We start from the raw sequence: 11,584 nt of genomic DNA, 5'->3' as shown, positions 1-11,584 counted from the left end.
TTTGGATTATATGTGTCACCGTATTCTTTTCGCTTTTTTAGCCTTATCGGCGTAGTTCGAATAATTCATCAAGCTAATTTGTATTTTTACACATTTAATCCTTTTAAAAAGTCCTCGTTCTATGCCGCCAATAGCCGGCCCATTTACGCAGCCACCTTCGCAGGCGTTCATTTCTATCCATGTGCGATGAAACTCGCCTTTTCTTAATTCATCTAGCATCAGCATGCAATTTTCTTTGCCGCTAACTTCAATAAACTCCCGCCAGGGATCTTCTATAAGCGGCTCTATAGTTTTGTAACTGCCCCCGGGTATGGGATAAAAATTGGCATCATCACAAAAGCCGTTCTCATCCTCATTAACGGGTTCAAGTATTGGATCTATCCCCTCTTCCTTCCACCATGCTAGAAGTTCCTCAAAAGTCAAAGCTGCATCAATGCCGTAATTGCCGCTGTCATGAATCTCTACTTTTTTTGCAAGACAAGGCCCGATAAAAGCAACTTCCTTGTGCCCCTTAATTTTTTTTAGGTATCTGCCATGGGCTTCCATAGGAGATACTACCGGAACTAAACAGTCCACAAGTTCCGGATAGTATTTTTGAACAAGATAATTGATTGCAGGACATGCTGTTGTGATCAGGTTCGGTTTTGATTTATCGTTATAGTGCTTTAAATAGTCTGAGGCAATAAGTCTCGCACCAACCGATGTTTGATAAACATTTGAAAAGCCTAATCTCTTTAACGCTGATACGATTTGACTATAATGTTTAAAGGGAAAAACCCCCGCAAAAGATGGCGCTAGACTTACTGCGATATCCTTGTCTCTTTTTAAAAGCTCTTTTACACGCTGTACATCGCTTTTTATAGTTTTGGCATTTTGAGGACAAATAGTAAGACACGTTCCGCAGGTAATACATCTTTCATCAACTATCTGGGCCTGGTCGTTTTCCATACGTATTGCTTTTACGGGACATGTTCTTAAACATTTGTAGCAATTTTTACAATTTGCACTAGCAAAGTTAATGACCTCCATTAGATTAAGCCCCCAGTATCTTCTCCTTGAAAAAGGCCTCGGCTCTTTCTACATCAATGGAATACAGCTCGCTGTCATCTATTCTCACAGAAACAGGATTGCGGCAATTGTTGCAGCAAAACTCTGCCTTTAACTCCCATTTGCCTTCAAGATCATGTTCTTTTATGAGGTCTTTTAACTTTTTTATGATATCGTAAGATCCTTTTAAATGGCATGAGCTGCCCACACAGACACTAATTGTTCTCATAAGCTCTCCCCTCAGCTCGACAAAATAATAACATTTTTCGATAGTTTGGATTTTGCTCTAAAAACATTATATAAATAAAAAAGGGTATTGTCAAATATTTCACAATTCCTCTTATAATACTTTTCCTATTTGGGAATTGATTTTAAATTTAAGAACGATCTGGTTTAGGAAGATTTTTCTTGTAGTTTATTCCTATTTCACTGGTAACATTTCCGAGTCGCTTTCTTACCTGTATTACTTTATCCAGGTCGTAACCTGTAAGATCAGCTATTTCAGCATCGTTAAGTCCCAATGACACTGCGTCTAAAAACAAATATAAATCTACACCGTATTGTTTTTTTATTTCATCTGCACTTACATCTATTTTATTAAAAACGCTTTTTTTATCACTTGTCATATGACCACCAACTTCTTTTACTGTCTGATTCCCTCATTGATACACTTAACACTTACATTTCCCTCTTCATCAATCCAAGCGGCACTGATATCTTTAAGTCTCGTTATCCCCTTTTGATTTAGTTGTTTGAGCATCTCATCGATGCTAATGCCAACTTTGTCTAAATTATCATAAATTACTTCACCTTGAGCTATCATTACAGTTGGGAAAATTCCTTGATTTGACCATAGGCCTAAATCTCTGGGTGTTACTGTCTGCATATATTTTTTCTTTATTACGCTCAATTTTCCGTTGGGTTCTATTGTGGCTTCTTCCACTTCATTAATATTCGTTACATCCTTTTCTCTCAATAAAATAAGCAGATCTGCCATAGTAATTCGCTCTTTTTTCAGATTACCTAACAGAACTTCTCCTTTTCTAACCAACACTCGGGATGTGCCCTGAATGAAATTTTCAATGGCCCGATTTTTAGTAATTATAATAGCCAGCATGTAGTTTAACAATGATGTAATGATAACTGGAACGATACCGTGAGTAAGCCTGATATCGTGATCTTCCAGCGGTATTGCAATAGCAGAACCCATTATAATTATAAATATAAGGTCGAAAGGAGAAAGTTGGGCAACCGTGCGCTTGCCCATGAGTCTTACTACTACAAGGCTTACAGTAAAAAGGATAATTGATTTGTAAGTATGCAGAAATAAATCTTCCAAAAAACTCATGTGTTCTTCACCCTTTTTCAAATTTATCTAGAATCTTGCTCATACTGATAAAACTTGCCATTATTGTAATTCCATTACTTGCATCTATCATAGCCTCTGCTGCTTTTAACATGGATTTTTGAATTTCTTCCATAAGTAAACTCTCATTTTCAAATAGCTTTCGTCGCAAAGTAATTAGAAGTTCCTTGGCCTTAGTGCTTTTATCATCATTAATATCAGCTAAAGCTTGGCATAAAAGTTCTATTTCCTTTATGCCCTTATTTAATTTTACAAAGCTAGAAGATTTTACAAGCATCTGTTGAAGATTATCATCCAGCTGACCTTCCAAATCTTTTAAAGACTGCGTTAACTCTTTTAGACTCTCTTTATATGTAAGCATGTGTCGCGCATACTCTAACTTGGGCGGTATATGCATAATTTTCTTTCCCTCCATTCTTATATTTATTTTAAGGATTACGATGGTTTTTATGCACCAGGTTTTTCAACAAATTACAGTTGGCACGAATTCCTGGTTTTGATATACTTATTTTTAGTAAAAAAAAGCTTATGGAGAGCTAAAAAGTTGAGTTCATACTTTGAGGTGAAATTATGAAAAAGTATATATACTTTAATACATATATTGCTGCGTTCCTTTGTTTTTTTATTTTTTCTGCATCTGTAGCATTTGCTGATACCAGCAAGCCTGTTCCTCCGGCAATTACTGGGGAAGCAGGTATAGTAATGGATGTGTTAACCGGAAAGGTTTTGTATGAAAAAAATTCCCATGTTCCGTTGGAACCTGCAAGTACCACAAAAATAATGACAGCAATTTTAGCTCTTGAAAAAGGCAATCTTTCGGATATGGTAGTTACAAGCAAAGAGCCTCCCCTTGCTGATGGAACAAGAATCTACCTGGAAGAAGGGGAACAACTGACTTTAGAACAAATGCTCTACGGCATGATGCTTAATTCTGGAAATGACGCTGCTATTGCAATAGCAGAACATATTGGCGGAAGTGTTGAAGCCTTCGTGCAAATGATGAACGATAAAGCTAAAGAAATCGGAGCTTACAATACTACCTTTGTAAATCCAAGTGGTTTACCGGACGAAGGCCATTTAACTACTGCATACGATTTAGCTCTCATTTCACGCTATGCGCTTTTAAACCTTCCTGAATTCAGAAAAATAGTTTCTACGAAAACTATGGAAATACCTTGGCAGGGTCAGGAATGGGACAGGCAGCTGATAAATTTAAATAAACTCCTTTGGAACTATGAAGGGGCAGATGGCGTAAAGACTGGTTACACAAGCACCGCCGGGAATACTTTGGTAGCATCGGCCACTCGAAACGGTTGGCAGCTAATTTCAGTTATGTTAAAGTCCAATGCCGATATTTGGTCTGACAGTGCAGCTTTATTAGACTACTGCTTTGAAAATTTTGAAATAAAAAATGTAATAAGTGAGAATGCAAATATTACAGAAGAAAATGTCAAATACGGCGATCCGGTTAAGATAGTAACAAAATATGGATTTACTACTGTAGTTGAAAAAAATAGTCTGCCAATTACCACAAAAATGACTTTAAATAAAGGTATAAAAGCTCCCATCGCTAAAGGCGATGTGCTCGGTAAACTGGTATTTTATCAAGGAGAAGATGAGCTAGGTAGTATAGATTTAATCGCAGCTAATGATGTAAAAAGAAAAATATATACTTTCTGGTGGTTTTGGCTCCTTACAATCACTTTGGCCGTCTATACTCCCTTTAGGATAATGGTAGGAATTAGACGGTATCAAAGGCACAAAAGAAAAATCCGCTATGTTACTTATAGATATAGATAATTATTTCTTCAAATAAAATTAGCACTGCATATCAATTTGCAGTGCTAATTTTATTTGAAGAAATAGGTTTTCCAAACCATAAAATCTATTTTCGATAGATCTTATTTTAATATATACACAGTGACCCATCGTCTTCCAAAACGCTTGGTTTCCTCAGCGGTTTCCAAAAACAAATCTATTTTATCGCCTTTTATAGCACCACCGGTATCCTCAGCTCGTGCAAAGCCATAACCTTCTACATAGAGCCTTGTACCCAGAGGAATAACATTTGGATCTACAGCCACTACACCTACTCTAGGCATCGTTCCTGTAGCAGTGCGATTGCCTGTATGAGTGTAAGCTGTTGCTAACATGCGTTTTTTATCTGTATATGAAAAATTTACGCCACCACGTGATGCAACTTGAACCGTCCCCGTCAGCACAATCTGAGGCTTTGGGGCTTTTATGACTTTAGACTCGGTAGTTGCCGATACAACTTTGCCATTCTCAAGTACTTCTATTGTAGTTACTTCTTCCTGACCTTCCTCTCCCTTTTGGATTACTTTCTTTTCACCCAGTGGAAGATTATAGTCCTTTCTGGATACAGTTTCAAAGGGTATGCTCTTAACTTCCGTTGTAATTCGTTCTTCGACTCTGATTATATTTATTTCAGCATCTGCTGATATGTACTCACTAAGTGCCGGCTGAATTTTATCTTTTTCATTTAACTTGATATTGGCCTTAGCCAATATATTTTCTACCTTATCAGGCTGAGTTTTCACCGTTATTTCTTGCCCGTCGACGGCTATCTTTACTGGAAAAGCTCGCTTTATGGTTATTTGCATACCTTCCTTGAGGTCTGTATCGCCACTTGGTGTAATTACATCTTCAGGTTCTAAAGTTATATTCTCCTGTTCCAGCAGTTCATCTACGGTTTTGGCAAAAGTTGAAACTTTAACTTCCTGGTCTTCGTCTCTAATAACCACCTCTTTTTCTAAAATAGCGTAAATAGTTGCTCCGACAATGAATAGTACTACCACTGCGGAGACAACAGCCCACCAATAGGCTTTAAACGAAAACACAAAACTCCCCCTTTTTAAAAGGTCTCTTATGGACTTCTACATTTTTAAAAAAAGTCCTTTTTCCATTTTTTCTCTGTCTATTAGTAGTATATTATTGTTATATCAAAAGTATACACAGCTTGTCAAATTTGCCCCAAATACCATTGTTTTTAAACTTTGTGATACTTACCCTGAGCCTTTTTATGATATTATTGAATTGATTATTATTGCAGGAGTGTTTAGCATGAGAAAATACTCCCTAGTTATATTTATTGTAGCATGCAATATTTTCATGCTCCCTATAAACGCCAATGCTGATGTCGGGCCAAAACCTTCGCCGAAAGTCATAATAGAGGTGATTGTATGAAGAAAAAAGAAGTAATATTAGGCAAATCAATTGCCGTGGTCGTGCTGCTTGCAACAATAATAACTCGTAATTTTATTTTTGAACTCCCCAACGTTCTAGCTACATCGCTTATTATGTTCTCAGTTGTGTTATATACTCTATGTACCATCGGTGACAAAAGAAGAAAGGAACAGGAGGAAAACGCAAAACCGAACGGCAAGATATAATGCTCCGGCGACATTTTCTTGTCACAAAAAATGACGCCCATTGCGTCTACATGTCAAGAAGTTTAAACATGAGCAAGTAAATCATTCTCCCGTTATAAAAAATGCAATATGACGGTTAAAGTGTCCCCATTGTCATTATGGCAAACAAAACGTTCCGCTGTCATCTCACTTTACTCTGATTTTATCTTTTAGCTGTTCAAATTTTTTGTCACCTATTCCCGAAACCTTTTTGATGTCTTCAATTGATTTAAAAAAGCCGTTAGTAGTCCTATAATCAATTATTTTTTGTGCAGTTGCCGGGCCTATTCCTGGCAATTGTATAAGTTCAGTCTCGTCTGCAGTATTTATGTTCACTTTACCATCGCTTTTTGAACTAATACCTACAGTAGCACCATAGGACTCATTCGCCTGCTCTAATTGTTCAGGCGTTTCTCCTATTTTGGGAACATACAATTTATCTTCATCGTGTATTTTCTGAGCAAGATTAAGCCTTAAAAGATCTGCCTCTGGGAGGGCTCCCCCTGCTATTTCTATAGCATCTTTTACCCTTTTCCCCTCGTCTAGGGTGTATACCCCAGGATTTTTTACTGCACCGGCCACATGAACAACGATTTTCTCTGCCTCCACTTTTGATGCTGCTACCGGAATTGCCGGTTCATCTTGAAGCTTAAAGGCTATCTCCGGTTCTTTTCTAAAAAAGGCATAATATGAAATTGATATAACAGAAATGATCAATACCAGTAAAAGACCTAGAAGTATTTTTTCTCTTTTACTGAAATCAAACATTTCCTTCACGCTCCGGTTACCTATTTGTTATCCCTATAATACTATACAGCATATCCATATCAAGACTATTTCTTATCACATCAGCCCAGCGGTCATATTCACCTTCTCTGTACTCTTTAAAATTAAAAGAAGAATAGGTCTTGTCCATAACACTCTCATTAAACCTTAAGCTTTTTAAATAATTTACAAATTTTTGAGCGAAATTGGCATTGTCAAAAATACCATGCACAAATGTTCCTATAACCTGTCCTGTTTGAGAAATAAGGCCATCAAAATCGCCATTGGTATTGCCATTTATTTTTATAAACTCTTTTTCTGCATTGTCTTTCATGGTTATCTCACCAGAGTATATTCTATAACCTTCCACCTGTGTCCCGCTCAAGATATTTGCCTCATAAGGCAAACCAGATTCAACCTCTCCCGTTACTCGCGAAGGTTCCTTTTGCAGTAATTTTATATGTACATCTAACAGACCTAAACCTTTGATAGGAGCATCTGCAAAATTAGTTGTAAAAGTCTTGCCAAGTAGCGAGAAGCTGCTTCCTATACCTAAAATCACCGCACCCTTTTGGCAAAGGGTACTGATCTCTTTATCCCAGCCTCTTGCTTTGATAAACTCTATACTTTCAATGGGATTTTCAGAACCGGGAATTATCACCACATCAGCATCTTCAATTGGGCCTCCTGATACATATGTAATTTTGATATCGTCAAATTCACCTAAAGGTACAAAATCTGTAAAATTGGTAATTCGCGGCAGGGACAGTATTTTTATATGTAAGGGCCTTTGTTGATGTATATCCTTTTCGTGGATTTTATACTTTTGTAAAAGCCTATGTCTTTCAGTTTCCGGTGAATCTTCCTCATCTACATAAATATCAGTATAAGGAATAACTCCAAGCACAGGTCGGTTTATTATGTCTTCAAGCATTTTAAGGCCCGGCTCTAAAAGCTTTAAATCTCCTCTAAACTTATTGATGATAACTGCCTTCACCCGTGCTTTTTCTTCCTCAGTTAACAAAAGCAACGTGCCCGCTAAAGCTGCAAAAACTCCTCCCCTATCAATATCCCCTACAAGGACAACAGGTGCATCTACCAATTGGGCCATACCCATGTTCACTATATCTCTTTCCCTCAAGTTTATCTCGGCTGGACTTCCGGCACCTTCTATAACGATAATATCATTATCTTTAGCTAGTTCATCATAGCACTCTTTTACTACTTTCAATAGCTTTATCTTGTATTCATGGTAATCCATCGCCGAAAGACTGCCAAAGGGCCTGCCCTTGACTATCACCTGACTGTTTTTGTCTGTGTGGGGTTTTAGTAGAACAGGATTCATTAATACGGAAGGTTCAATACCACATGCCTCAGCTTGAACGGCTTGGGCTCTGCCCATTTCAAGGCCTTCATGTGTTATATACGAATTTAAAGCCATGTTTTGGGCTTTAAAGGGGGCCACTTTAAAACCATCTTGCTTAAGAACCCTGCAAAGGCCTGTAACTAGACGACTTTTTCCTACAGAGGATCCAGTGCCTTGCACCATAATACATCTGGCAGTCATGGTTGGAAACCTCCCAATATGAAATCTTCAGCTTTTTCTGTGAGGCCAAATATCATCAGTTTTAAAAGATGTTCCCCTTTTAACATAATTTATCAACCTCATTTCGCACATAATCAAAATCATATATCTATTAACATTTTACATTACTTTACAAGTCAAAACAATAATATCAAATATACCTGATAATTTGCATATGTTGTCATTTTTCACAAATTACAAATTGAAAACCTTAAAATCAAATTGAAGCAAAAAGAGCATAGCTGCAGTTTACAGCCATGCTCTAAAGTAAAAACTATTTTACCACTATGTTTACCAACTTCTTAGGCACTGCTATGACTTTTACAATTTGCTTGCCTTCTAAAAATGGCACAAGTTTTTCCCGCTTCAGTGCCGCCTCACGCATTTCTTCTTCGGTAGCTTGGGCAGAAATAGTCATTTTATCTCTTAGCTTTCCGTTTATTTGAACAACTATTTCTATTTCATCTTCTACAAGGGCTGCCTCATCGTATTTAGGCCAAGCCATTAAGTGAATACTGTTTTCGTGGCCGATTTGGTGCCATAATTCCTCGGTTATATGTGGAGCAAAAGGAGCAAGGAGCAAAAGGAGGTTTTCTAATGCTTCTTTTAACACTTCTTTGGAAACTTTGCAGTTTTTATAATCATTTAAGCTGTTTACCATTTCCATAATAGCACTTATGGCGGTATTGAAGTTAAATCTTTCGCTGATATCTTCCGTTACTTTCTTTATGGTTTTATGTGTTATAAAACGCACTTCCCTATCCTTGTCACCTGCGTCCTCAGCAGTTTCTAATTTGTTGGACAAGTCTTCTACTAATCGTATAACTCTTTGAATAAATCTAAAGCACCCTTCTACACCTTGGTCACTCCATTCCAAATCTCTGTCTGGCGGAGCGGCGAAGAGTATAAAGAGCCTTGCAGTATCTGCCCCATACTTTGCTACGATTTCTTCAGGACTTACTGTGTTTCCTAGAGATTTGGACATCTTTGCGCCGTCTTTTAAAACCATTCCCTGAGTAAGCAGATTTTGGAAAGGTTCATCGATGTCTACTAAACCGGCATCCCTTAGGACTTTGTTGAAAAACCTTGAATACATCAGATGCAGTATTGCATGTTCTACGCCGCCTATATATTGGTCTACAGGCATCCAGTAACTTACCTTTTTCTTATCAAATGGTGCTGTCTGATTTTTGGGATCCGTATATCTGTAGAAATACCAGGAGGAACACATGAAAGTATCCATGGTATCTGTCTCCCTTCGGGCTGGACCGTGACAGTTAGGGCATGTGGTGTGTAAAAACTCTTCACAGGTCTCAAGAGGAGAAGTCCCCTGAGGTTTAAATTCAACATCTTCAGGGAGCAGTACCGGCAAATCCTCCTCAGGCACCGGAACAATGCCGCATTTATCGCAGTAGATTATGGGAATTGGAGCACCCCAATATCTTTGTCTTGAAATAAGCCAGTCCCTTAATTTAAAGTTTACTTTAAAATCTCCTATGCCATTTTCACTCATATATTGGCCTATTGCTTTGATAGCCTCCTGACTATTCATGCCATTAAATCTGTCGGAGTTTACCAAAATCCCCTCATCTGCATAAGCTTCAGTCATTTCTTCCGGCTTTAATACTTTGTCTTTGGGAGATATGACAACTTTTATGGGCAAATTATATTTTTTGGCAAACTCAAAATCACGCTGGTCATGGGCCGGAACACCCATTACAGCACCAGTGCCGTATCCCATCAATACATAGTTGGCTATCCAAATGGGAACTTTGTCGCCATTCATGGGATTTACGGCATATGATCCGATAAACATACCTTCCTTTTCTGTCTCAGTGGAAGTCCTGTCTACCTCATTGTATTGGGTCATTTTCTCTTTAAACCTTTTTACTGGGATTTCATATTTGGTTCCCGCACAAAAAGTGTCGACTAATGGATGCTCGGGGGCTAAAACTATATATGAAACCCCGTAGACTGTATCTGGCCGTGTGGTAAAAACCTCTATTTTTTCACCGGTTTTCTCTTCAGTAAAGGCAAACTGCACGCCTTCGCTCCGCCCGATCCAATTGTGCTGCATAATTTTAACCTTATCCGGCCACCCTGTAAGCTTCTCCAAATCCTTTAAAAGCTCATCAGCGTAGTCTGTAATCTTGAAAAACCACTGTTCAAGTTCTTTTCCAACGACCTCAGATTTACAGCGCTCGCATTTGCCATCGACTACCTGCTCATTGGCCAAAACCGTTGCACAAGAGGGACACCAGTTGACAGCAGCTTTCTTTTTATAAGCAAGGCCTCTTTTATATAGCAGCAGGAAAAACCATTGAGTCCATTTATAGTAGCCTGGATGGCATGTAGCTACTTCTCGGTCCCAATCATAACTAAAGCCAAGTTGTTTTAGCTGAGATTTCATGTTCTCAATATTGCTCCAGGTCCACTTATGGGGATGAATATTGTGTTTTATCGCTGCATTTTCTGCAGGAAGTCCAAAAGAATCCCACCCCATGGTATAAAGAACATTGTAGCCGTTCATTCTCTTAAAACGCGCAATTACATCACCTATTGAATAGTTGCGCATATGACCCATGTGGAGATTTCCAGAGGGATATGGAAACATTTCAAGACAATAAAATTTAGGTTTTCCATAGTCTTCTGATGTCTTATAAATTCCGTCTTCTTCCCATTTTTTCTGCCATTTGCTTTCAATCTGATTAAAATCGTATTTCAATTCCTGTTTCCTCCTTCATGTGCAGGTTTCAAATATTAAAAAAAAGTTTCTAATCCCTGTTAGGGACGAGAAACTTTTCTCGCGGTACCACCCTAATTGGCCCATAAAAGATTATGTAAGGCCCAGCTTTGACATTTTAACGCCTGTCGGCATTATTTGAAGGCGAGTTCAGGGAGTTACTCTTCCGGTTCTCACCATTGCCCCGGTTCTCTGTAAAGAGCAAACCAACCCGTACTACTCCTTCATAGCATTTTAAAGTTTTCTAATTATATTCTAAACTCTTTTGAGCGTCAATACTGCTCTCTGAAAACTCTATAGGGTTTGCATCAGCCCATAGCCTTTCCAGCATATAATATTCCCTTTCGGGCTTGTGAAATATATGCACTATCACATCATAAAAATCAAGCAAAACCCATTTACCTTCTCCGTACCCTTCCTTACTCCTAAGGCTATAACCTTCTTCAATAAGCTTTTTTTCCACTTCGTCAGATAGAGCTTGAACATGAATTGGTGATATACCTGTCGCTATCACGAAGTAATCCGAAAAAACTGCTACAGAACTAATATCCAGCACTAATACGTCCTGACCCTTTTTATCCTCTAAAATACTCGCCGCTCTAAGGGCACAAGTTTTAGGGTCTTTTGTCATTCATTTCCCTCCATGA

Annotated in this window: 12 protein-coding genes; 2 read left to right on the top strand and 10 right to left on the bottom strand. The window is 38.2% G+C overall.

What is annotated here, in order from left to right; all coding sequences use genetic code 11:
* Positions 1-15: 15 nt before the first annotated feature.
* From JT739_RS09325 to JT739_RS09305, 5 genes are all read right to left on the bottom strand, one after another.
* Positions 16-1,029, bottom strand: a complete 1,014-nt coding sequence (locus JT739_RS09325; protein ID WP_237660852.1) for a [Fe-Fe] hydrogenase large subunit C-terminal domain-containing protein — start codon at positions 1,027-1,029, stop codon at positions 16-18.
* A gap of 4 nt (positions 1,030-1,033) precedes the next feature.
* Positions 1,034-1,318: a (2Fe-2S) ferredoxin domain-containing protein gene (locus JT739_RS09320; RefSeq protein ID WP_370642636.1), complete on the bottom strand. Its 285-nt coding sequence runs from the start codon at positions 1,316-1,318 to the stop codon at positions 1,034-1,036.
* A gap of 106 nt (positions 1,319-1,424) precedes the next feature.
* On the bottom strand, positions 1,425-1,673 hold the full coding sequence (locus JT739_RS09315) for a hypothetical protein (protein WP_237660850.1): 249 nt from the start codon (positions 1,671-1,673) through the stop codon (positions 1,425-1,427).
* A gap of 17 nt (positions 1,674-1,690) precedes the next feature.
* Complete coding sequence (locus JT739_RS09310; RefSeq protein ID WP_237660849.1) at positions 1,691-2,395, bottom strand: DUF421 domain-containing protein; 705 nt, start codon at positions 2,393-2,395, stop codon at positions 1,691-1,693.
* A 7-nt stretch (positions 2,396-2,402) separates the two neighbouring features.
* Positions 2,403-2,810: a hypothetical protein gene (locus tag JT739_RS09305; RefSeq protein ID WP_237660848.1), complete on the bottom strand. Its 408-nt coding sequence runs from the start codon at positions 2,808-2,810 to the stop codon at positions 2,403-2,405.
* A 173-nt stretch (positions 2,811-2,983) separates the two neighbouring features.
* Between JT739_RS09305 and JT739_RS09300 the strand changes: the two genes are divergently transcribed.
* Positions 2,984-4,213: a D-alanyl-D-alanine carboxypeptidase family protein gene (locus tag JT739_RS09300; RefSeq protein WP_237660847.1), complete on the top strand. Its 1,230-nt coding sequence runs from the start codon at positions 2,984-2,986 to the stop codon at positions 4,211-4,213.
* A gap of 101 nt (positions 4,214-4,314) precedes the next feature.
* Here the strand turns inward: JT739_RS09300 and JT739_RS12955 are convergent, their stop codons facing one another.
* The gene (locus JT739_RS12955; protein WP_237660846.1) at positions 4,315-5,274 is read right to left on the bottom strand and encodes a ubiquitin-like domain-containing protein; all 960 of its coding nucleotides are present in this window, start codon (positions 5,272-5,274) and stop codon (positions 4,315-4,317) included.
* A gap of 342 nt (positions 5,275-5,616) precedes the next feature.
* Here JT739_RS12955 and JT739_RS09290 point away from each other — a divergent pair, with 342 nt between their 5' ends.
* Positions 5,617-5,826, top strand: coding sequence for a hypothetical protein (locus JT739_RS09290; RefSeq protein WP_237660845.1), 210 nt, complete (start codon positions 5,617-5,619; stop codon positions 5,824-5,826).
* A 165-nt stretch (positions 5,827-5,991) separates the two neighbouring features.
* On the opposite strand, the gene JT739_RS09285 is transcribed toward JT739_RS09290, so the two are convergent.
* From JT739_RS09285 to rsfS, 4 genes are all read right to left on the bottom strand, one after another.
* On the bottom strand, positions 5,992-6,612 hold the full coding sequence (locus tag JT739_RS09285; protein ID WP_237660844.1) for a helix-hairpin-helix domain-containing protein: 621 nt from the start codon (positions 6,610-6,612) through the stop codon (positions 5,992-5,994).
* A 16-nt stretch (positions 6,613-6,628) separates the two neighbouring features.
* Complete coding sequence (locus JT739_RS09280; RefSeq protein WP_237660843.1) at positions 6,629-8,176, bottom strand: cobyric acid synthase; 1,548 nt, start codon at positions 8,174-8,176, stop codon at positions 6,629-6,631.
* Positions 8,177-8,468: 292 nt separating this feature from the next.
* Positions 8,469-10,919: a leucine--tRNA ligase gene (gene leuS, locus JT739_RS09275; RefSeq protein ID WP_237660842.1), complete on the bottom strand. Its 2,451-nt coding sequence runs from the start codon at positions 10,917-10,919 to the stop codon at positions 8,469-8,471.
* 262 nt (positions 10,920-11,181) lie between these two features.
* Positions 11,182-11,568, bottom strand: a complete 387-nt coding sequence (rsfS, locus tag JT739_RS09270; RefSeq protein ID WP_237660841.1) for a ribosome silencing factor — start codon at positions 11,566-11,568, stop codon at positions 11,182-11,184.
* Between the last annotated feature and the right edge of the window lie 16 nt (positions 11,569-11,584).

The organism is Tepidanaerobacter sp. GT38, from assembly GCF_021991635.1.
Lineage (GTDB): Bacteria > Bacillota > Thermosediminibacteria > Thermosediminibacterales > Tepidanaerobacteraceae > DTU063.
This window is presented reverse-complemented; position numbering and strand designations above follow the sequence as displayed.

Excerpts from the sequence above, each read along its gene's own strand:
- JT739_RS09325 (WP_237660852.1), bottom strand. The coding sequence starts at position 1,029 with ATGGAGGTCATTAACTTTGCTAGTGCAAATTGTAAAAATTGCTACAAA.
- JT739_RS09285 (WP_237660844.1), bottom strand. The coding sequence starts at position 6,612 with ATGTTTGATTTCAGTAAAAGAGAAAAAATACTTCTAGGTCTTTTACTG.
- JT739_RS09305 (WP_237660848.1), bottom strand. The coding sequence starts at position 2,810 with ATGCATATACCGCCCAAGTTAGAGTATGCGCGACACATGCTTACATAT.
- JT739_RS09300 (WP_237660847.1), top strand. The coding sequence starts at position 2,984 with ATGAAAAAGTATATATACTTTAATACATATATTGCTGCGTTCCTTTGT.
- JT739_RS09315 (WP_237660850.1), bottom strand. The coding sequence starts at position 1,673 with ATGACAAGTGATAAAAAAAGCGTTTTTAATAAAATAGATGTAAGTGCA.
- JT739_RS09290 (WP_237660845.1), top strand. The coding sequence starts at position 5,617 with ATGAAGAAAAAAGAAGTAATATTAGGCAAATCAATTGCCGTGGTCGTG.
- rsfS (WP_237660841.1), bottom strand. The coding sequence starts at position 11,568 with ATGACAAAAGACCCTAAAACTTGTGCCCTTAGAGCGGCGAGTATTTTA.
- JT739_RS09280 (WP_237660843.1), bottom strand. The coding sequence starts at position 8,176 with ATGACTGCCAGATGTATTATGGTGCAAGGCACTGGATCCTCTGTAGGA.
- JT739_RS09310 (WP_237660849.1), bottom strand. The coding sequence starts at position 2,395 with ATGAGTTTTTTGGAAGATTTATTTCTGCATACTTACAAATCAATTATC.